The following is an 18957-nucleotide window of genomic DNA, read 5'->3' as shown; positions in this document are numbered from 1 at the left end:
CCACCACACGGGGGCAACCCCGACACTTCTCTGGGAGGAAGAAGTTATGATGACCAGACGCAGCCTCATGGGCTCGGCGACCGCGCTTGCGCTTTTGATGGGGATCGCCGCCCCGGCCTTTGCAGATCCGGACGCGGCGCTTGCCAAGTTGCAGGAAACCGTCCTGTCCAAGGGACCGAGCGGTGAAGACCCCTCGCCCGCCTCGGATGTCGTGCTCAGCGATGAAGAGCTGGCCAAGATCAAGGAGATGGGCGCCACCGCTGCCATCGTGATGCATTACGCCGGCAACGACTGGAGCCAGGCGCAGATCAACGGCCTGCAGACCCAGTTCGCCGCGATGGGGATCAAAGTGATCTCCGTGACCGATGCGGGCTTCAAGCCCGAAAAGCAGGTCAGCGACCTTGAAACCATCATGGCGCAGTCGCCCGACATCATCGTGTCGATCCCGACCGACCCCACCGCCACCGCCGCCGCCTACCGCGCCGCGCATGAGGCCGGGGCCAAGCTCGTGTTCATGGACAACGTCCCGACGGGCTTCGTTCCGGGCACCGACTATGTCTCGGTCGTCTCGGCCGACAACTACGGCAATGGCGTCGCCGCAGCCCATCTGATGGCCAAGGCGCTTGGCCCTGACGGGGGCGAAATCGGGCTCGTGTTCCACGCCGCCGACTTCTTCGTAACGAAGCAGCGCTATGACGCGTTCAAGGCGACGATCGCCAGCGACTACCCGAACATCAAGATCGTGGAAGAACAGGGGATCGGCGGGCCGGACTTCTCGGGCGATGCGGAGAAGGCGGCTGGCGCGATGCTGACCGCGAACCCGAACATCAAGGGCATCTGGGCGGTCTGGGACGTTCCGGCCGAAGGCGTGATGGCCGCCGCCCGCGCCAATGGCCGCGATGATCTGATCATCACCACCGTCGACCTTGGCGAAAACGTCGCCATCAGCATGGCGCAGGGCGGCTTCATGAAGGGCCTTGGCGCACAGCGTCCCTATGACGCCGGCGTGGTCGAGGCGAAGCTGGCAGGCTACGCCCTGCTCGACAAGGATGCGCCCGACTTCGTGGCCCTGCCTGCGCTGCCCGTCAGCAAGGACAACCTGCTCGACGCGTGGAAGCAGGTCTACTCGACCGAAGCGACCGACAACATCAAGGCCTCGATGCAGTGACCGAACACGCGCGGGGTGTCCCTATCACCCCGTGCGCCTGCCGGGCCTTTACTGGGGGCGTTGCTCCCCGCCCGTGAAGGCCCGGCCCTTCCCAACTTCCGCGACCCGCACAAGATCGGAGACCGACAATGACCAAAGTGATGAACGTCGCCATGATCGGTGGCGGGTTCATGGGCAAGGCGCATGCCATGGCCTATGCCTCGATGCCGATGTTCTTCTGGCCCGCCCCGGCAATCCCGCACCGCAAGGTGGTCGTGGACATGACCGATGGCGCCGCCGAGGAAGCCCGCCGCCGCTTCGGCTTTGACGAAGCCTCCAGCGACTGGCGCAGCGTGGTGGAGCGGCCCGATATCGACGTGGTCGACATCTGCACGCCGAACAATGTCCATGCCGAGATTGCCATCGCCGCCGCCAAGGCGGGCAAGCACATCATCTGCGAAAAGCCCCTCGCCCGCACCGTGGAAGAGGCCCGCGCGATGACCGAAGCCGCGAAGGCCGCAGGCATCATCCACATGGTGGCCTTCAACTACCGCCGCACGCCCGCCGTGGCGCTGGCCAAGAAATATATCGAGGAAGGCCGCATCGGCCGCATCCTGAACTTCCGCGGCACCTACCTTCAGGACTGGTCGGCAGATGAGAACGGGCCGCTGTCCTGGCGCTTTCAGAAGAAGATCGCGGGGTCGGGCACGGTGGGGGATATCGGGACCCATGTGGTGGACCTTGCGCATTACCTCGTCGGTCCCATTGCCGAGGTGATCGCCATGACCAAGACCTATGTCACGACGCGCCCCATCCAGCAGGGCGGGGTGGACAAGCTGGGTGCGTCGGAGAAATCCGCTGATGCCGAACGTGCTCCGGTGGATGTGGATGACGAGGTGGTGTCGATGCTGCGCTTCGGCAACGGGGCCATCGGCAGCCTGGAGGCCACGCGCAACGCATGGGGTCGGAACAACTTCATCACGCTGGAAATCCACGGGACGAAGGGGTCGATCCACTTCAACTACGAACGCCGTGACGAGTTGCAGGTGATGTTCGCCGACGACCCCGCCGATGCACGCGGCTTCCGCACGGTCTACACTGGTCCAGCCCATCCCTATGGCGGCGGTCTGTGGCCGATCCCCGGTCTGGGCATCGGCTATTCGGAAACGAAGATCGTCGAATGCTTCGACCTGTTCAGCGCGATTGCCAGCGGCAAGCAGCCCAGCCCGAATTTCGAGGATGGTCTGCTGACGGAACTGGTGGCCGATGCCCTGCTTCGGTCGGGTGAAACCGGCAAGTGGGAGCGGGTGGAATGACCGCCCCCGCCCCGGTTGCCGTGCGGATGACGGGGATTTCCAAATCCTTCGGCGGCATTCGCGCGCTGGATGGAGTGGATTTCGAGGTGTTTGCCGGTGAGGTCCACGCCCTGCTTGGCGGTAACGGGGCGGGGAAGTCCACCATCCTGAAGGTCCTGAACGGCGTTCACGTGCCGGAGGAGGGCGAGATCGAGGTTGGTGGCCAGAAACTGGCCGCCCACTCGCCCGAAGCGGCGCGGGCGGCAGGGATCGCCATGAACTTTCAGGAAATGTCGCTGATCCCCACGCTGACTGTGGCGCAGAACATCTTCCTGACCCGCGAAGCTCGCGATGCGCGCGGGATGATCGACGATGCCGATTCTGTCCGGCGGGCGCAGGCGATCTTCGACATGTTGCAGGTCGAGGTTGATCCGACCGCGCTGGTCGGCGATCTGGGGGCGGGGCAGAAGCAACTGACCGAGATTGCAAAGGCGATCAGTCAGGATGCGCGGGTGCTGATCCTCGATGAACCTTCGACCGCGCTTTCTGTGTCGGATGTGGAACGGCTGTTCGTCTTTCTGCGGCAGCTGAAGGCCAAGGGCGTGGCGATCATCTATGTCAGCCACCGCATGGACGAGATTGCCCGCATCGCGGACCGCGCAACGATCCTGCGGGATGGAAAACATGTGATCACCGCGCCGCTGGCCGATCTGCCCATCGACGTGATGATCGAACATATCGTCGGCAAGAAATCCAAAGGGCTGGCTGATGTCGCCCGGGGTGACGTGTCGCGGGGCGAGGTTCTGCTGGACCTTGCGAATGTGACCGGCCCGCACAAACCCGAGAACGTCAGTTTCGCGCTGCATCGGGGGGAAGTGCTGGGACTTGCGGGCCTGCTCGGCTCCGGTCGGTCCGCCTTGGCCCGCGTCATTGCAGGTATCGAACCCGCCGTTTCGGGCGAGATCCGCATCAAGGGCATGAAAGCGGGGATCCGCCGCCCGGCCGATGCCGTGGCCCACGGCATCGCGCTGGTGCCCGAGGCCCGGGCGACGCAGGGCATCATCCCGGCGCATAGCGTTGCTGACAACATGGTCATGTCGGTGATCGGGCGCATCGCGCCGAAGGGTTTCGTGGACCGTGGCCGCGTGCGTGACATCGCCGAGGACATGATCGCCCGACTGTCGATCAAGACGGCAAGCCGCGACCATGCGGTGTCCACGCTGTCGGGGGGAAACCAGCAGAAGGTGGTGATCGGCAAGTGGCTGGCTACTGAACCCGAGATCCTGATCCTCGACGAACCGACGGCAGGAATCGATATCGGGTCCAAGGCCGAGATCATCCGTCTCGTGCGGGAACTGGCACAGTCTGGCAAGGGGGTGATCGTCATCTCCTCGGAACTGTCGGAATTGCTGACAGCCTGCGACCGCATCCTCGTGATGGCGGATGGCCGGGCGCATCAGATGCTGGACCGCTCCGAACTGGACGATCCCTCTGAGACGAACCCCGAAAATGCCCTGCAGGCGGCCGAGCGCCGCCTTCAGGTGGAAATCCAGAAAGCCCTGACCATCAAGGAGGCCAGCCATGGCTAAGGCAGCAACCGCCCCCGCCGGGGCATTCTTCGCCAATTGGCGGCAGAACATCATCTATATTGGCTTCGTGGTGATATTCATCGTCTTTGCGCTGACGCTGAACGACAAGGGGTTCCTGAATCCGAACAACCTGCTGAACATCGTGCGGCAGACCGCGATGATCGCGGTGATGGCGGTGGCCATGACCTTCGTGCTGTCGGCGGGCGAGATCGACCTGTCGGTGGGTGCGGTGGCGGGGCTGACCACGGTGACGGTTGCAATGGCGATTGCCATCGCCGGGCCTGTTGGCGGCATCCTTGCCGGGTTGGCGACGGGGCTGGCCGTCGGGATGTTCAACGGCTGGCTCACGACGCGGATCGGCATTCCGTCCTTCCTGACGACACTTGCCATGATGGGCATCGCCAAGGGCGTGGCCATGTGGATTTCCGACACGGCGGCCGTGCCGATCCTGTCCCCCGGCTATTCCTGGATCTTCGGGGGCGGCTCGGTCGGCCCGATCCCCGTCCTGATGTTCTGGATGGCCGTGATCGCGGGCGTCGGTCATGTCGCGCTGCGCCGGTCCGGCTTTGGCCGCAAGGTGCTGGCGACCGGCGGGGGCGAAATGGCGGCGCGCTATTCCGGTATCGATACGCGCAGCATCAAGTTCAAGGTGCTGGTCCTGTCCTCTTGCGCTGCCGCGCTGGCCGGGATGCTTTACGCTGGCCGTCTGCAATCGGGCCGCTTCCAGCTTGGCGAAGGGGATGAGTTGTCGGTCATCGCCGCGGCCGTCCTTGGCGGGACGAGCCTGTTCGGCGGCAAGGGGACGGTCATCGGCACCATCGTCGGCGCGCTGATGATCGGGATGATCAACAATGGCCTGATCCTGATGGGGCTGGAGTTCAGCCAGCAGCTGATTGCAAAGGGCGCGATCATCATCCTTGCCGTTGCGCTGAGCCAGAAGCGGGGCTGACCATGTATACGATCATCGGAACCGTCACCGCCCGCCCTGAAACGCGCGAGGAACTGGCATCGCTGCTGATGGCGCTAGTGGCGCCGACGCGGGCCGAGGCGGGTTGCATCAGCTACGACTTCCACGTCGATGCTGCCGATCCTTGCGTCTTTGTCTTCTACGAGAACTGGACCGACCGCGCGGCGCTGGACGCGCATCTGGCGATGCCGCATCTGCAACCGCTGGTTTCGCAGCTTGACCGTCTGCTGGCCTGTCCGGTGGAGATCCGGCCCCTGACCATGCTGTCGGAGAGGGCGGCATGACGGGCAGTGCGATCAAGGGTCCGGGCATCTTTCTGGCGCAATTCGCGGGGAATGATGCACCCTTCGACAGCCTGCCCGCGATCACGGCCTGGGCGGCAGGGCTGGGCTACAAAGGCGTGCAGATCCCGTCCTGGGATCGGCGGTTGTTCGATCTGAACCTCTGCGCCGAAAGTCAGACCTATGCTGACGAGGTGGTGGGCATTTGCGCCGAAGCGGGCATCGCCATCACGGAATTGTCCACGCACTTGCAAGGACAGTTGGTCGCGGTGAATCCCGCCTATGACGCGGCCTTCGATGCCTTCGCGCCGGAAACGGTGCGGGGCAATCCCGGCGCACGGCAGGCATGGGCGGTCGATCAGGTGACCAAGGCCGCAACGGCGGCGCGGCGTCTGGGGCTTTCGGGAACGGTCAGCTTCACCGGATCGCTGGCCTTCCCCTATCTCTATCCTTGGCCGCAGCGCCCCGCCGGACTGGTCGAGACGGCATTCGCCGAACTTGCCCGCCGCTGGACCCCCATCCTTGATGCCTATGACGATGCGGGTGTCGATATTGGCTTCGAACTGCACCCCGGCGAGGATGTGTTCGACGGCGCAAGCTGGGAGAGGTTCCTCTCTGCCGTGGCCGAACACCCCCGCGCGAGGATCAACTACGACCCGTCGCACTTCCTGTTACAGGCGATGGATTATCTGGCCTTCATCGACATCTATCATGACCGTATCTCGGCGTTCCACGTCAAGGACGCCGAGTTCCGCCCCGATGGTCGGCAGGGCGTCTATTCCGGCTATTCGCCATGGGTGGAACGGGCGGGGCGTTTCCGCAGCCTTGGCGACGGGCAGGTGGATTTTCCGGCCGTCTTCACGCGGCTGACCCAGCACGGCTATCGCGGCTGGGCGGTGATGGAATGGGAGTGCTTCCTGAAATCCCCGGCGCAGGGTGCCGCCGAGGGTGCGCCCTTTATCGCCCGTCATCTGATCGAGGTGACGGGGCAGGCCTTCGACGATTTCGCAGGCGGGAGGGCCGATCAGGCGGTGCTGGACGCAATGCTGGGGATCCGGTCATGACACTGAAACTGGGCATGGTCGGCGGAGGACAAGGGGCCTTCATCGGCGGGGTCCACCGCATGGCCGCAAGGCTGGATGGGCGGTGGGAGTTGGTTGCGGGGGCGCTGTCCTCCGACCCGGCACGGGCCGCGGCTTCGGCGGCGGATCTCGGCATTGCGCCCGACCGCAGCTATTCCGATTTCGCGCAGATGGCTTTGGCCGAGGCAGCTCGTCCTGACGGGATCGCTGCGGTGGCGATCGTCACGCCGAACCACCTTCATGCCAAGGTGGCGACGGCCTTCCTGCGGGCAGGCATTGCAGTGATCTGCGACAAGCCGATGACCGCGACGCTTCCCGAGGCCGAGGAACTGGCTGCGCTGGCAGCCGAAACATCCGTGCCCTTCGTGCTGACCCAGACCTATACAGGCTATCCGATGGTGCGCGAGGCGCGCCGGATGATCGCCGAAGGGGCAATCGGGGCGGTGCGTCATGTGCAGGTGGAATATTTGCAGGACTGGCTGGCCGGACCCGTTGAACAGAGCGGGCAGAAACAGGCCGTCTGGCGCACCGATCCCGGCTTGTCGGGCGAGGGCGGCTGCATCGCGGATATCGGAACGCATGCCGTAAATCTCGCCACATTTGTTTCGGGGCTTGGAGTTCAGGCCGTTCTTGCCGACCTCACCGCCTTCGAGCCGGGACGGCGGCTGGATGACAACGCGGCAGTCCTCTTGCGTTTCGACGGCGGCGCGAAGGGGATGATCTGGGCAAGCCAGATCGCCCCCGGCACCAAAAACGCGCTGCGGTTCCGCATCGCCGGCGAAAGGGGGGGGCTGGCATGGGATCAGGAAGACCCTGATCTGCTCGAATTCACCCCGCTTGGCGACACGACCCGCCTGCTGCGCCGCGGTGACGGCTTGACCCAAACGCCAAGCCGCATACCGTCCGGCCATCCCGAGGGCTATCTGGAGGCGTTCGCAACTCTATACGCCGATGCGGCGGATCTGATCGAAGGTAAGGGCTTGGCGTCGACGCGAGCGCTGGCTACCGCCGAGGACGGACTTGCAGGAATGCGTTTCATCCGCGCGTGTGTCCGCTCGAATGGGGCGGGTGGAATGTGGACGGCGGCCTAACACTCGGGGGCGGTAGGCACATCTGAAAGATGTTCTCACCGCTCACCCGACCGTCCGCTTTCCGCCCTTCCTGCAGGTGAACCAGGGTTCCGCGGCGCGATCCTGGCGGAGTGTCCGCTTCCGCGGTCTGGCAGGGCTCGGCTCGCACACGCAGCGAAAGCCTGCTTCCCGCCCGGCCTGCAGATACCTTTGCAGGCGCAGCAGGGCCCGCGCCGCTGTGACGCGTCTTGGCCCATTCGGCCGATCACGCGGGTTGCCCTTCTGCCGTCGCGTTCGCAACCGGATCATGGGGCAGCTATCAACGCCCCTGGCCAACCCCGGTCGGCCTGTTTGGACGGGGCAAAATCTCGCGTGCAGGAACATGGTGTCGCGGTCGTCGCCGGTCGCAGCGCTACCCAGCGGCATTGCGGTTGCACCGGTGACGGGCAGCCGGTCCCGGTCTTGCCGTCGTTCTCGCTCACGGTTCTGCGGATGCTGGCTGTCGTGGCCAACACGGTCCGTTCCAGCGGGTGCGTTTCTTATCGATGAAATATGACAGGGCAGCGCGCCGGACGGCCTATGGCCTTCAATGACGAATGTCCCCTGGCCTCCGGCCATTCCGCGCGGAAGACAAATTCCCCATTGACCGGCCCTCTTCCTGCCCCGTCCCAGAAATTTCATCGAAACGCCAAGCAGGAAAGGAAAACCAGATGGCCTTTGATAGCATGAAGCTCCGCGTGAAAACCGGCGAGAAAGACGGCAAGACGTTCTGGGACAACTGCGGTGTCCTCTTCATCAACCGCAACGACGCCGGCGAGATCACCTCCATCCAGGTCCGCCACAACATGTTCCCCGGCGTCGACATGGTCGCCTTCCCGAAACGGGACGACGACCAGGAGTGAACAACAGGGGCGGCGCAAGCCGCCCCTTTACCGTTCCATCCAGTCGCTCACGCGGGCCGCCTGCGGCCAGAAAGATCGATGGAGGCCCGCTTTTGCGGTCCAGGATGATCGGTGGCCGTGCCGGGGGATCGACCGGGCAGGCCCAGCTCACCCCCGACCCGACGACCTTCCTGTTTGTTTCATCCGCCACGCATCCCTGCGTCTGCCGGTCAAGGGGCAAGCGCCGCGCGTGTTGCGCGTCGTCGTCCAGGCGGGCCGTGTCCTCGCGCGTGCCGCGCTGCGGGCCGCACCACCCCGCCTTCCCGACCCCGTGACAGTCAGCCCCAGGGCCGCGGGCAGGGCTACGCCCTTCCCGCTCCTGCTTTCCGAAAGGCATGGGCCTTTCGAGACAAGCAGAGCAGGAAGGTCCGCCCATTGGCGGAAAGGGGCAAAGACCTCGCCGCCCGTCGCAAAGGAGGCCACACATGGCTGAATATCGCCTGGGATCGTCATCCCTCGTTCATACCCCCGGCCTGATCGCATGGGGTGTCAATGGGTACTATTTCGAGGAAGATCGCCCGCAGCTGCTGGACGTGATCGCCGCGACCTATCCCGGCGTCCCGCGTGAGGCACTGGAACAGGTGCTGCTGCGCCAGATCGACTATCGCGTCGAGGGCGAAACCGTCGTGTTCGCCGTGGAGGTCGACCATGCCCGCGCTTGAACCCGATCAACCCGTTACCATTCACTGCCCGCATTGCGGAGGTGAAAACTTTCTGTCCGACGCCTGTGCCCGCTGGAACGTGGAGACGCAGGAGTGGGAATTGTCGAACGTCTTTGACGACAAGACCTGCGACGATTGCGGCATCGAGGTCAGCGCCGTCGAACGCCCCGTGCAGGAGGGCGCATGATGGCCGAGTTCGATGTCTATCAGCATGTCACCGACCAGATCATGGCCAGCATCGAGGCTGGCACCCCGGTCTGGCGGCAGCCCTGGACCGGCGATGCCGGCGGCATTCCCTTTCCCCGCCGCAGCAATGGCGAGTATTATCGCGGCATCAATATCCTGATGCTCTGGGCGCGGGCGGCTGAACAGGGCTATCGCAGCGCCCATTGGTTCACCTATCGGCAGGCCCAGGAGGCCGGTGCGCAGGTCCGCAAGGGCGAGACATCCGCCACGGTCGTCAAATACGGCACCTTTGAACAAGAGGATGCCGAGACCGGCGAAGAAAAAACCTTCGGCTATGCCAAAGCCTATCGCGTTTTCAATGCCGATCAGATCGACGGCTTGCCCGAAGAATTTCAGGGCAAGCCCGCCGAGGCGCCTCGCGAGTTTGGCACCGAGACCGACCCGGCGCTTGAAGCCTTCTTTGATGCCACCGGCATTGAACGCCGCAGCAGCGACCGACCGGAAGCCTTCTATGATGTGGCGGGCGATTTCATCCACATGCCGCCGGTCGGGACCTTTCATGATGCGGCCGGATTTTATTCCACGCTCGCCCATGAGAGCTGCCACGGCACGGGCGCGGCGCATCGGCTGGACCGGTTCAGCCGCTTCAACGGGCACACAGATCGCGCTTTCGAGGAACTGGTGGCCGAGATTGGCAGCGCCATGGTCTGCGCGCAGATCGGCGTGACGCCGGAGTTCGGGCAGACGGCGGCCTATGTGGAAAGCTGGCTGCGGGCATTGAAGTCCGAGAAGCGGTTCATCTTCAAGGCCGCGACCGAGGCGCAGAAAGCCGCCGACTGGCTGATGCGCACCGCCCCCGCGGGTCTCTTGGACAGAACCAACCGGGCCGCCGCGTAAGGCGGCCCCATGGGAGAGCAATGATGCCCATCCATGCCCGATATTCCCGCCTCAACGTGCTGATCTCAGCCGGCGGCGGCGCCGTGATCCGGGCGGCCGTCATGAGGCTCAATCCCCGCGTCCGGTTGGGTCTGGCCCGGCGCCGCGACCACCACGACGATGGTTGCGCCAGGCTTCATCACCAGCACGATGCGCGCGAGCTGGCCGCGCGGATCCGGCTGTGAGGGTCAGCTCATGGCCGGCCCAGATCCAACGCGCCTGGAACGCACGCAGGCCCTGTTCGATGCCATCGCGGCCTGCGACCGCGCCGATGCGGAATTCATCCTGTCGGGGGTTCTGGCCGAGATGGTCGCGGGCCCGCCGCTGCCCGCACTGACCACCATCGAGGAGGAGGCGGAAGCCTGGGCGGCCTTTGCGACATTGCCGGAACTGACGGCCTATTTTTTCGCCACCGGCGCGCGCCTGAGCGAGCGCCGGCTTGGCGCACGGGGACGCATGCGCCTCATGCGCCGCCTCCTCGGTGAGATGACGAATGAGGAACGGGCAGAACTGCCGCGCTGAAGACTGGGGCACTGTTTATGCCTGCCCCGCCTCGAGCGGTGTCTTTTGGGCGGCGAGACTTATCCCCAATTTCTGTGGATGATTCCGGGGGTGAATTTTCCGATGCGTTCTCGATCTTTCGGAAGCACCTGAGTTTGACTGGTTGCTACGGATCCAATGCGCTTCACGTCGCGCTCCCGCAGCAGTCCAGGTTACGCTCGGGCGGGCCTCGCGATCGCCGATAAAGGCGGCTTCTCTGGAACTGACACCCATGCCCTTTCGTCACTCGCTCCTCGGTTTCGTCGAGGTCAATTCCAGACTGATCCGCGCCGCCGGAGATGCTTGTGATGGCCAGGTTGCCGGATGTCACGGCGCTGTCGATCGCGCAGTCTCGCCGTGCGGGGGGCATCGCTGACGTATTCAGGGCCAGTCGTCGATCCGGTCAGGTCAGCTCGGCCTCGTCCAGCAACGCAAGGGATCCGTCGGGCAGGGGCCGTTGAAGCTCCGAAGCGGGAGCCCCGTTCATCCAGGCCGTCCAGTCGTCGGGCTGCGTCAGGATCACCGGCATGGCCTTTGGATGGATCTCCCGGACCTCCGCATTCGGTTCGCAAGTCAGGAAGGCATAGAGATCATCCGTGGTCTCGCCGTCCTTTACCTTGCGGACGGAGGTCCAGTCGCGGATCTCGATGCCGGCAAAGAACATTGGCTGGTTGTTCGTGGCGGCAAACCACTGGTTGCCCTTCCCCTTGCCGCGGGGCTCGGCGAAGGCGCTCAGCGGGACGAGGCAGCGATTGTCCCGACTGAGCCAGCGGCGCCAATGCGGCGATCCAAGATTGCGGATATTGGTCACGCCGGGGTCGCGTTCCGTCTTCAGGGCGAATTTCGGCGAGGGCAGACCCCAGCGCGCTGTGACCAGCTCCAACCCGTCGCCATCATGGCGGATGATCGCACCGGGCTGGTCGGGATAGACCCGGCCCGGCTGCAGATTGCCGGCACGGTCCGTCACGCCGGGGAAGAGCCGGCGCATCATCTCCTGCGTGGTGCCGTTATTATACAGATTGCAGATCGTCAGACCCTTTCATCGCGCCAGATCCATTTGACAACCTGCCTGACCGGCCTGCGAACGGTCAAGCCTGCCGCCAGCTCTTGTGCGTTCGGCAGGTGCCAGCGGATCGACATGTAATCGATCATCCGGCAATGGCCGCAGCCCCAGGGCGGCACATGCGCTTCGTGAAACGGGTCATCGATGACCTTCGCCAGATCCTCGGCCCAATAGTTGACCGTCCGGCCGCACAGATCGCAGCGCATCACGATGAGCATATGGTCGCGGGCACAGTCGCGAATCGAGCGGTTGGCGAATCTGTTGGTTGAGGGTATCGACGGCATGGTAGGAACGTAATGGGAACATACGCCCGCCGACAAGCTGTCCGAATGTCAGCCCGAGGTTGCAGGTTCAAGGCTGTGACCGACGATGGTGCCATCAGCGATCGAGAGGCCCGCTACCCGGCGCGCCATCGATCGCGCAATCGCCGTAAGACTGGAGCAGGGACGGGGCAGCCGTGACACAGAATTGTAGCCGGAGGTGACAAACCGGCTTCTCGCTTTGAATCAGAAATTGGGGTAGAGTTGGAAAGTCCAGAGCCAATCAATCGGCACCAACGCGCTGCAAAACTCACCTCCGGTGCAGTGTCGAGCTTGGGTCTCGCGCGGGGTCTATCCTGCTCCACTCGTCTGGAAGAGCCTGAAGATGCGCGAGAGTGTTTCCCGTCCGGCGCAGTGCCGCCGGCGGGAACTGGACGGAAGGAAAGGCGGTGGCCGCGACGGGCTCTGAGAGGAGCAGCGATGCGGGCCACCGCCTGATTTTCAGCAAATATCAAACCAGTGTGCAGGTCGGCGCTGAATGCGCGTATCCTGGCCCTCTGCCGTCGCCGGGACAACCGGATCAGGGGGTGGCTTTCGCCGACCTCGACCGAGGGCCTGCAGTTGACAGCAGGTCCTCCGAGAACGAACCCTTCCGGCACATCCCGGCTTGGTGTCTCCATCGTGCTTTATCACGCAGGATCGCGTTCTGCAGAGACCACGCCGATGATCTCCTGCCGTTCGCCATCACTCAGACCTTCCATCAATCTCCGGATCATGCGCATCCGGCCCTGCGGCCCGAGCGGGTATCGCGCCAGCTTCCGTCCTGCGGCCAAGAAGACAGCGCGCAGCTCCTCGAACGTCGCGGCATGGGCCCAGAACTCTGCATCGCTCATGGCGTCAAGGAAGGGCGGCATGGGCGCCCCGGTCTGCCATTCCTCCAGGACGACCGACAGAACCTGCTCGGCATCGTCAGGATGGCAGGCATGGATCGCATCGATCAGGTCCGCCACACGCGACAGGCGCAGTCCCGGGCTCATCTCCTTGCAATCCCGTCCAGCTGCATCGGCCATCTTCCCCTCCACCGGTATGGGGCACCCCGCAATGGGGACAGCCCCGAAAACAGTCGTTTTCGGGGTCTGGCCGTCGCCGAGACTGGGGGTAGCTGCGACAAGGGGAATCGACGGAAGTGGCGCGGCCCGCAGCCGCGTCAGCGGCGAGGACCCGGTTCTGTCGATTGCCCTTGCTGCGGCGAGGGGCAACGCCCCTTCCATTCTTCTGACGGATCATCCTGCGCCGCAGGCACACGATCCGCTGTCATGGCCTCGATCTGTCATGGTTCCGGTTCCATCCGTATCGATTCTGGCCGAAGGGCAGGGGCCTCTGTGCCGTTTTTGGGAGGACTGGCAGCAGTGCCAGCCGACCGGGAACGCCAGCCTTTCCTAAAGGCCCTGTGTGACGGCCCAAATGGTAACAGCGCGATCGGCAATCGACTGACGGGCTTCCCACGGCAAGTTGCAGATCACCCCACGGTTCATCCGGTCACAGGCGACGGCGCCAGATTGGCGCCTGCAGCGGTGCCGGTGTGCCGGCGTTGTTTTTCTTCAAAGCAAACGGACCCTATGTGCCGCACCGAGCATCCCGGTGATCGCGACAGCGGGCGCAACCCCTGGTTGCGAATTTGTTTGTTATGCTCGCGATCCTGGGCTACTCTGGCACATAGGGGGAAGTGGCAGGAAATGCGGAATGTATACAAGCCGTCTGATTGCCGTCGTCAGGAGGATATTTATGGCTCGCAAATCGCTGACGAGAGAGCAGAAGGCCGAGGCGATCCGCAAGGTGAAGGCGGGCGGGACAGTTTCGACGGTGGCCGATGCTGTCGGGGCTGGGCCCGAGGCGATCAAGACCGAAAAGGCCCTCAAACTGCGTCAGTCCGAGGCCACCACGACCTATGGCAGCGTCGTGACCGTGCGCCTGTCCCCGGAGGAAGTGCAGCAACTGGACCGGCTGAAGGACGTGCTCGGTACGGAGAGCCGGTCGGATGTGCTGCGCACGCTGCTGCGGTCGAGTGTCGGGATGCTCGAATTTCCGCCCGAACAGGCGGCGGAACTTGAGGCGATCAAGCATGAACTGCACAAGATCGGGGTGAACATCAACCAGATCGCTTTTGCCGCCAACACAAGGAAGATCAAGCTGGCGAAGGGCGAGATGCGCGCCTTGGACGATCTGCGGCTGAGCCTGCCGAGGCTGCGGACCTTTTTGCAGGCGGTCGTTGCCGAGCAGCGCCGCCGCGGGGTGCGGCTGTTCAAGACCTTCGTGGAGACCGAGGCATGAGCCGGGGTGGGCTGGCCGAGGCATTGATCGGCGAGATCGAGTTTCCGATCTGGCAGGGCGGGGCGGGGATGCTGGCCTTCCAGCAGGCCGAGGTTGCGCGCGCGTTCGACAGGTTCATGACGCCGAGGCCGAAGGTTTCCGGGCGGGCAGCGGGCCTGTGGCGCGTCACCCAGGGCTCGAATGCGGTGGTGCTGAAGAAGATCCACAAGGGCGGCACCCATACCGGCAAGCAGCTTGGCAATCAGCTGGATTACCTGTTTTCCAAGGCGGCGGCGGTATTCGGCAACATGGCCGATCTTGACCCGCGGGCCCGGACACTGGACGGCGATCAGCGCAAGGCTGTCGTCGATCAGTGGTCGGATGAATGGACCGGCGATCCGAAGAACGGCCAGACCACGCATTTGCTGGTCTCCTTTCCCTTCGATGTCAGCGCCGAGCGCGCCCGTCCGGTGGTGGAGGAATGGTGCATGGAGCTGTTCCAGTCCGGGCTGCATTCGGATGGCGAGGAATGGGCCTATGTCGCGGCCCTGCACACGGATCGCGTCAACAAGCATGTCCATGTGGTCGTGAACAACCGGGGCCTGGAGAATGGCGACTGGTTCTTCATGGCGAAGGACCATGCCTTCAATCTCGACTTCATGAAGGAACGGCTGGTCGGGATCGCCGGCGAGCACGGGTTGTTTCTGGACAAGAGCAGCCGTCTGGATCGCGGCATCCTGACCTATGGACCGTCGCGAGCCGAGATCGAGCGTGCGGCGCGCGAGGGCAGGGCGCCGATCGAGAACCGCCGGCAGGGCAGGGCGCTCAGCGATGCGCTCGACCAGGTCCAGCGCAATATCGAGGTGCTGCGCAGTCTCGCCGTCATGGCCACACTCATCAGCGATGAGGATCTGGCCCGGAAAATCGAAGCCGCGGCCGGGCTGCTTGAAGCGGGCGGCATCATCCATCACCGCAACCAGGAGATCGTCATGGACCTCGATACCATCCGCAATCGCGGCGATCTGGCCACTGCCTTCGGGACCTGGCTGGAGGAGAGCGAGAGGGACATTTCGCGCCTGCCCGTGCAGGACCAGCGTGAATTGCGCGAAGAGCTTTACGGGATCGCCTCGGAGATCGTACGCGATCTGGGCGATAAGCGCGGCGCGCAGATGATGCATCACGCCCCGCGCACGGCCATCTACCAGGCGCAGATGGACGAGACCCGCATCACTGTCCAGGACAGGCACAAGGTTATCGGACCGGATGGCACGAGGGAAATGACGGCGCAGATCGGCGCGGCCGCAGAAAAGGCCGGCCTCGATCCGGTCGTGATCCAGTCCCGGATGGAAAGCGGTGCCGCGAATGCCTGGCAGGAGCGCGCGTGGATCAAGGCCGATATTCTGGCTGTGGCCGACGCGAAGAAGATCGATCTCGCTTCCGAGGACGGGCGGGGCAGGGCGGCCGAGCTGGTCGATACCTTCTATGCGGCGGCGGCGCGTGTCATTTCCCGCGCGGTGCCGATCGAGCAGGAGGCCACGAGCGACAAGCTGACCCGTACCCTGTCCGCCATGGCCGAGGCGCATGCCCAGCATGGCAAGGTCGAATTCCAGAATGACGATCACGCAGAGCGTTTCGGCGCCGATTTCCGCGACCGCTATGGCGCGCATGTCCTGGCGCGGATCGCGGCGGGTGACACCAATGCCCTGGCCGTCGATTTCCCGGATGCGGGTCAGCGACGGGCTATCGCGCGGGCTGTGGCAGCGGCCGGCGAAGCCCATCAGTCGGTCGGCATGACCCTCGCCCAAGCCCGGCAGGTCAATCAGAAGATGGCCGATCAGGAGGTCGGTGAGCAGCATCGCTCCCGCGGCAAGGATCACGGGCATGAGTTGTGATCGCATCACCGATTGAACCGCCGGCAGTCAGGATATACATTGCTGGAGATGTGTATCATTCAAGGCGGAGCCAAACATCATGCAGATCGCGAAATGGGGCAATTCTCTGGCCGTCCGCCTGCCTGCGCGGATGGTCCAGGAACTCGGGTTGAAGGCGGGCGACGAGATCGAAATCACCGCGGCCGATGCCGGGCATTTTGAGGTTCATCGCCGCCGCGATCCCGAAGAAATCCTGGCCCGGCTTCGCAAGTTTCGCGGATTGATGCCCAAGGACTACCGGTTCGACCGGAACGAGGCGAATGCCAGGTAGGTTCTTCGACACCAACGTCCTGCTTTACCTGCTCTCTGAAGACCGTGCCAAGGCAGACGTTGCCGAATGTCTGCTGCGCGGCGGCGGAACCGTCAGCGTGCAGGTGCTGAACGAGATCGCGAACGTCACGCGGCGGAAGTTCAGGATGAGTTGGGCGCAGAGCGATGAATTTCTGCTCATGATCCGTGAGTTTGTGACCGTCGAGCCACTGACCTATGAGACGCATGATCTGGGCATCGCCCTGGCGCGGAAGCACGCGCTGTCTGTCTATGACGCGATGATCGTTGCGGCCGGGCTGCTGGCTGGCTGTGATAACCTGCTTTCCGAGGACATGCAGGACGGGTTCAGGGTGGCCGACAGGATCACGATCAGGAATCCCTTCGCCGCATGAGCATGACCTGTGTCGACAACGATGGGTCGTTTGAAGGTCAGTTTTCTCGCGGGCTTCATGCAGATCGGGCGGAGAGCCGCCTGACTACAGCGCGGCATGGCCGCTGCAGCAATCTATCGAAGCAGCCGTTCGGGCGCACTGCAGCGAGTTCCCAGTCAGAACCACCGCGAGGGGCGGAGAGCGCTCTGTTGGGCACGCGGCATGGTAGTCACCGCAAGGCCAGGAAAGCGTTTCTGAATTATTCCCGGAATTCCGTGTTTTCTGTCGGTGAGAACGTATAGCGGCCACCGGGGAAACCACTCACGCAATTTCCGCGCGCCTCATCAGCTCTCAGCGATCATGACCTCGGTGGTGATCAGAAGGCCCGCAATCGAGGCGGCATCCTCGAGCGCGATCCGCACCACCTTCGTCGGATCAACGATACCGGCCTCGAACATGTCGACGAAGCTCTCTGCCTGCGCATCGAAGCCGAAGCCAGCGCGACCTGCCTCGATGATCTTCCCCGCGACTACAGCGCCGTCGATCCCGGCATTCTCGGCGATCTGGCGCAGAGGCGCCTGTAGCGCCCTTCGGATGATCCTGATCCCGGCGTCCTGCTCGGGATTGTCGCCTTTCATATCGGCCAGCAGATTTCCGGCGAGAAGGAGCGCGACCCCTCCGCCCGGAACCACACCCTCCTCGACGGCCGCACGCGTCGCATGGAGCGCATCGTCAATCCTGTCCTTGCGTTCGGTCACCTCTGTCTCGGTGGCACCGCCGACGCGGATCACGGCAACGCTGCCCGAAAGGCGTGCCAGCCGCTCCTGCATCTTTCCCTTCTCGTAATCCGACGCTTCATCCTCGATCTGCCCGCGGATCTGGCCGATGCGAGACGCGATTGCGGCCTTGTCGCCCTGACCGCCGATCAAGGTCGTGGCGTCCTTGCCGACGAGGATTTTCTTCGCCGTGCCCAGCCGCGCCATCGTCACATCTTCAAGCCGCGTTCCCAGATCGGCCGAGATCACCTCGCCGCCCGTCAGAATGGCGAGATCTTCCAGCATGGCTTTGCGGCCATCGCCGAAGCCGGGGGTCTTGACCGCCGCAACCTTCAGATCAGCGCGGAGCTTGTTGACGACCAGCATCGCAAGCGCCTCGCCTTCGATATCTTCCGCAACGATCAGCAGCGCTTTGTCGGCCTCCAGCACCTCCTCAAGCAACGACAGCATTGGCTTGAGCGCCGATAACCTGCTGTCGAGCAGCAGGATGACGCAGTCTTCGAGTTCCACGGTCATCTTTTGCGCGTTGGTGATGAAGTAGGGGCTGAGATAGCCGCGATCGAACTGCATGCCTTCGACGACTTCTGTCGTTGTCTCGATGCCTTTTGCGTCCTCGACGGTGATGACACCTTCCTTGCCGACCCGCTCCATCGCATCCGCGATCTGTCGGCCGATGGCGGCATCGCCATTCGCCGAGATCATTCCGACCCGCGCGATTTCATCACTGTCGCGAACTGGCCGCGACATGTCCCTGATGCCCGTGACGGCAGCCTTTACAGCCTTGTCGATGCCGCGTTTCAGATCCATCGGGTTCATGCCGGCAGCCACCGCCTTCATGCCTTCCCTGACGATGGCCTGCGCAAGGACGGTGGCGGTCGTCGTGCCATCTCCCGCCTCGTCATTGGTGCGGGTCGCAACTTCCCGAACCAGCCGGGCGCCCATATTCCCGAACCTGTCCGCAAGCTCGATTTCCTGCGCAACTGTCACGCCGTCCTTGGTGATCCGCGGAACCCCGAAGTCCCGGCCCAGGATGACATTGCGCCCCTTCGGGCCGAGGGTGATCCTGACCGTATCGGCGAGGACATCAATCCCTTTCACCATGCGACTGCGGGCTTCGGTGCCGAAGAGAACGTCTTTCGCAGACATGTCGGTCGCTCCTGAAAATTGGCAATGTGGAAGCAGGGCAATAGTCCTGCGAGAATGGGCGTGGCCGATCCCGGATGCGCTGCCCTCTGCTGAAGGCCGCCGTCTCGGGTTCCCCCTGGACTGAGAGAGCGCAG

At 63.9% G+C, this 18957-nt stretch carries 21 protein-coding genes; 17 read left to right on the top strand and 4 right to left on the bottom strand.

The window, feature by feature from the left end; translation table 11 throughout:
* Window positions 1-49: 49 nt before the first annotated feature.
* The 13 genes from CX676_RS22095 (at window position 50) to CX676_RS22040 (ending at window position 10678) form a co-directional block, all read left to right on the top strand.
* Window positions 50-1168, top strand: a complete 1119-nt coding sequence (locus CX676_RS22095) for a substrate-binding domain-containing protein (protein ID WP_101754969.1) — start codon at window positions 50-52, stop codon at window positions 1166-1168.
* A gap of 128 nt (window positions 1169-1296) precedes the next feature.
* Window positions 1297-2463, top strand: a complete 1167-nt coding sequence (locus CX676_RS22090; RefSeq protein ID WP_058099356.1) for a levoglucosan dehydrogenase — start codon at window positions 1297-1299, stop codon at window positions 2461-2463.
* Entirely contained in the window at window positions 2460-4031 is a 1572-nt protein-coding gene (locus tag CX676_RS22085; RefSeq protein ID WP_101754933.1) for a sugar ABC transporter ATP-binding protein, read from the top strand. The genes CX676_RS22090 and CX676_RS22085 overlap by 4 nt, the downstream gene beginning before the upstream one ends.
* Complete coding sequence (locus tag CX676_RS22080) at window positions 4024-4980, top strand: ABC transporter permease (RefSeq protein WP_101754932.1); 957 nt, start codon at window positions 4024-4026, stop codon at window positions 4978-4980. The genes CX676_RS22085 and CX676_RS22080 overlap by 8 nt, the downstream gene beginning before the upstream one ends.
* Before the next feature lie 2 nt (window positions 4981-4982).
* Window positions 4983-5282 (top strand): putative quinol monooxygenase, encoded by a 300-nt coding sequence (locus CX676_RS22075; protein WP_101754931.1) that lies wholly within the window; start codon window positions 4983-4985, stop codon window positions 5280-5282.
* Entirely contained in the window at window positions 5279-6343 is a 1065-nt protein-coding gene (locus CX676_RS22070) for a sugar phosphate isomerase/epimerase family protein (protein ID WP_058099352.1), read from the top strand. Before CX676_RS22075 ends, CX676_RS22070 begins: the two co-directional genes overlap by 4 nt.
* Window positions 6340-7452 carry a Gfo/Idh/MocA family protein gene (locus tag CX676_RS22065; protein ID WP_058099351.1) on the top strand — a complete coding sequence of 371 codons (1113 nt, stop codon included), beginning with the start codon at window positions 6340-6342 and terminating at the stop codon, window positions 7450-7452. Before CX676_RS22070 ends, CX676_RS22065 begins: the two co-directional genes overlap by 4 nt.
* A 689-nt stretch (window positions 7453-8141) precedes the next feature.
* Window positions 8142-8333 carry a hypothetical protein gene (locus CX676_RS22060; RefSeq protein ID WP_101754930.1) on the top strand — a complete coding sequence of 64 codons (192 nt, stop codon included), beginning with the start codon at window positions 8142-8144 and terminating at the stop codon, window positions 8331-8333.
* A 464-nt stretch (window positions 8334-8797) separates the two neighbouring features.
* A complete protein-coding gene (locus CX676_RS22055; RefSeq protein ID WP_101754929.1) occupies window positions 8798-9034 on the top strand; it encodes a hypothetical protein in 237 nt (78 codons plus the stop codon).
* On the top strand, window positions 9021-9221 hold the full coding sequence (locus tag CX676_RS22720; RefSeq protein WP_157936053.1) for a hypothetical protein: 201 nt from the start codon (window positions 9021-9023) through the stop codon (window positions 9219-9221). Before CX676_RS22055 ends, CX676_RS22720 begins: the two co-directional genes overlap by 14 nt.
* Entirely contained in the window at window positions 9221-10117 is an 897-nt protein-coding gene (locus CX676_RS22050) for an ArdC family protein (RefSeq protein WP_332872962.1), read from the top strand. The genes CX676_RS22720 and CX676_RS22050 overlap by 1 nt, the downstream gene beginning before the upstream one ends.
* 23 nt (window positions 10118-10140) lie before the next feature.
* Entirely contained in the window at window positions 10141-10341 is a 201-nt protein-coding gene (locus tag CX676_RS22045; RefSeq protein ID WP_157936052.1) for a hypothetical protein, read from the top strand.
* Between the two features lie 10 nt (window positions 10342-10351).
* Window positions 10352-10678: a hypothetical protein gene (locus CX676_RS22040; RefSeq protein ID WP_101754926.1), complete on the top strand. Its 327-nt coding sequence runs from the start codon at window positions 10352-10354 to the stop codon at window positions 10676-10678.
* Between the two features lie 421 nt (window positions 10679-11099).
* Here CX676_RS22040 and CX676_RS22035 read toward each other — a convergent pair whose 3' ends face one another.
* The 3 genes from CX676_RS22035 to CX676_RS22025 form a co-directional block, all read right to left on the bottom strand.
* A complete protein-coding gene (locus CX676_RS22035; RefSeq protein WP_232816730.1) occupies window positions 11100-11684 on the bottom strand; it encodes an SOS response-associated peptidase in 585 nt (194 codons plus the stop codon).
* A 41-nt stretch (window positions 11685-11725) separates the two neighbouring features.
* On the bottom strand, window positions 11726-11965 hold the full coding sequence (locus CX676_RS22030; protein ID WP_232816729.1) for a hypothetical protein: 240 nt from the start codon (window positions 11963-11965) through the stop codon (window positions 11726-11728).
* A gap of 743 nt (window positions 11966-12708) precedes the next feature.
* The gene (locus CX676_RS22025) at window positions 12709-13056 is read right to left on the bottom strand and encodes a hypothetical protein (protein ID WP_101754923.1); all 348 of its coding nucleotides are present in this window, start codon (window positions 13054-13056) and stop codon (window positions 12709-12711) included.
* Between the two features lie 748 nt (window positions 13057-13804).
* Here CX676_RS22025 and mobC point away from each other — a divergent pair.
* The 4 genes from mobC to CX676_RS22005 all read left to right on the top strand — a co-directional run bounded on the left by mobC (window position 13805) and on the right by CX676_RS22005 (window position 16922).
* Entirely contained in the window at window positions 13805-14350 is a 546-nt protein-coding gene (gene mobC, locus CX676_RS22020) for a plasmid mobilization relaxosome protein MobC (RefSeq protein ID WP_101754922.1), read from the top strand.
* Window positions 14347-16221 (top strand): relaxase/mobilization nuclease domain-containing protein, encoded by a 1875-nt coding sequence (locus CX676_RS22015; RefSeq protein ID WP_101754921.1) that lies wholly within the window; start codon window positions 14347-14349, stop codon window positions 16219-16221. The genes mobC and CX676_RS22015 overlap by 4 nt, the downstream gene beginning before the upstream one ends.
* A 79-nt stretch (window positions 16222-16300) precedes the next feature.
* The gene (locus CX676_RS22010) at window positions 16301-16531 is read left to right on the top strand and encodes an AbrB/MazE/SpoVT family DNA-binding domain-containing protein (RefSeq protein ID WP_101754920.1); all 231 of its coding nucleotides are present in this window, start codon (window positions 16301-16303) and stop codon (window positions 16529-16531) included.
* Window positions 16521-16922: a PIN domain-containing protein gene (locus CX676_RS22005; RefSeq protein ID WP_101754919.1), complete on the top strand. Its 402-nt coding sequence runs from the start codon at window positions 16521-16523 to the stop codon at window positions 16920-16922. The genes CX676_RS22010 and CX676_RS22005 overlap by 11 nt, the downstream gene beginning before the upstream one ends.
* A gap of 323 nt (window positions 16923-17245) precedes the next feature.
* Here the strand turns inward: CX676_RS22005 and groL are convergent, their stop codons facing one another.
* Window positions 17246-18823: a chaperonin GroEL gene (groL, locus tag CX676_RS22000; RefSeq protein WP_101754918.1), complete on the bottom strand. Its 1578-nt coding sequence runs from the start codon at window positions 18821-18823 to the stop codon at window positions 17246-17248.
* Window positions 18824-18957 lie beyond the last annotated feature (134 nt).

It is taken from the genome of Paracoccus zhejiangensis, assembly GCF_002847445.1.
GTDB lineage: Bacteria > Pseudomonadota > Alphaproteobacteria > Rhodobacterales > Rhodobacteraceae > Paracoccus > Paracoccus zhejiangensis.
This window is presented reverse-complemented; position numbering and strand designations above follow the sequence as displayed.

What these genes read in the sequence shown, in the direction of transcription:
- CX676_RS22025 (WP_101754923.1), bottom strand. Translation starts at nt 13,056, where the DNA reads ATGAGCCCGGGACTGCGCCTGTCGCGTGTGGCGGACCTGATCGATGCG.
- CX676_RS22720 (WP_157936053.1), top strand. Translation starts at nt 9,021, where the DNA reads ATGCCCGCGCTTGAACCCGATCAACCCGTTACCATTCACTGCCCGCAT.
- mobC (WP_101754922.1), top strand. Translation starts at nt 13,805, where the DNA reads ATGGCTCGCAAATCGCTGACGAGAGAGCAGAAGGCCGAGGCGATCCGC.
- CX676_RS22005 (WP_101754919.1), top strand. Translation starts at nt 16,521, where the DNA reads ATGCCAGGTAGGTTCTTCGACACCAACGTCCTGCTTTACCTGCTCTCT.
- CX676_RS22090 (WP_058099356.1), top strand. Translation starts at nt 1,297, where the DNA reads ATGACCAAAGTGATGAACGTCGCCATGATCGGTGGCGGGTTCATGGGC.
- CX676_RS22085 (WP_101754933.1), top strand. Translation starts at nt 2,460, where the DNA reads ATGACCGCCCCCGCCCCGGTTGCCGTGCGGATGACGGGGATTTCCAAA.
- groL (WP_101754918.1), bottom strand. Translation starts at nt 18,823, where the DNA reads ATGTCTGCGAAAGACGTTCTCTTCGGCACCGAAGCCCGCAGTCGCATG.
- CX676_RS22015 (WP_101754921.1), top strand. Translation starts at nt 14,347, where the DNA reads ATGAGCCGGGGTGGGCTGGCCGAGGCATTGATCGGCGAGATCGAGTTT.
- CX676_RS22095 (WP_101754969.1), top strand. Translation starts at nt 50, where the DNA reads ATGACCAGACGCAGCCTCATGGGCTCGGCGACCGCGCTTGCGCTTTTG.
- CX676_RS22040 (WP_101754926.1), top strand. Translation starts at nt 10,352, where the DNA reads ATGGCCGGCCCAGATCCAACGCGCCTGGAACGCACGCAGGCCCTGTTC.
- CX676_RS22045 (WP_157936052.1), top strand. Translation starts at nt 10,141, where the DNA reads ATGCCCATCCATGCCCGATATTCCCGCCTCAACGTGCTGATCTCAGCC.
- CX676_RS22035 (WP_232816730.1), bottom strand. Translation starts at nt 11,684, where the DNA reads ATGCGCCGGCTCTTCCCCGGCGTGACGGACCGTGCCGGCAATCTGCAG.
- CX676_RS22055 (WP_101754929.1), top strand. Translation starts at nt 8,798, where the DNA reads ATGGCTGAATATCGCCTGGGATCGTCATCCCTCGTTCATACCCCCGGC.
- CX676_RS22070 (WP_058099352.1), top strand. Translation starts at nt 5,279, where the DNA reads ATGACGGGCAGTGCGATCAAGGGTCCGGGCATCTTTCTGGCGCAATTC.
- CX676_RS22080 (WP_101754932.1), top strand. Translation starts at nt 4,024, where the DNA reads ATGGCTAAGGCAGCAACCGCCCCCGCCGGGGCATTCTTCGCCAATTGG.
- CX676_RS22030 (WP_232816729.1), bottom strand. Translation starts at nt 11,965, where the DNA reads ATGCGCTGCGATCTGTGCGGCCGGACGGTCAACTATTGGGCCGAGGAT.
- CX676_RS22075 (WP_101754931.1), top strand. Translation starts at nt 4,983, where the DNA reads ATGTATACGATCATCGGAACCGTCACCGCCCGCCCTGAAACGCGCGAG.
- CX676_RS22010 (WP_101754920.1), top strand. Translation starts at nt 16,301, where the DNA reads ATGCAGATCGCGAAATGGGGCAATTCTCTGGCCGTCCGCCTGCCTGCG.
- CX676_RS22050 (WP_332872962.1), top strand. Translation starts at nt 9,221, where the DNA reads ATGGCCGAGTTCGATGTCTATCAGCATGTCACCGACCAGATCATGGCC.
- CX676_RS22060 (WP_101754930.1), top strand. Translation starts at nt 8,142, where the DNA reads ATGGCCTTTGATAGCATGAAGCTCCGCGTGAAAACCGGCGAGAAAGAC.
- CX676_RS22065 (WP_058099351.1), top strand. Translation starts at nt 6,340, where the DNA reads ATGACACTGAAACTGGGCATGGTCGGCGGAGGACAAGGGGCCTTCATC.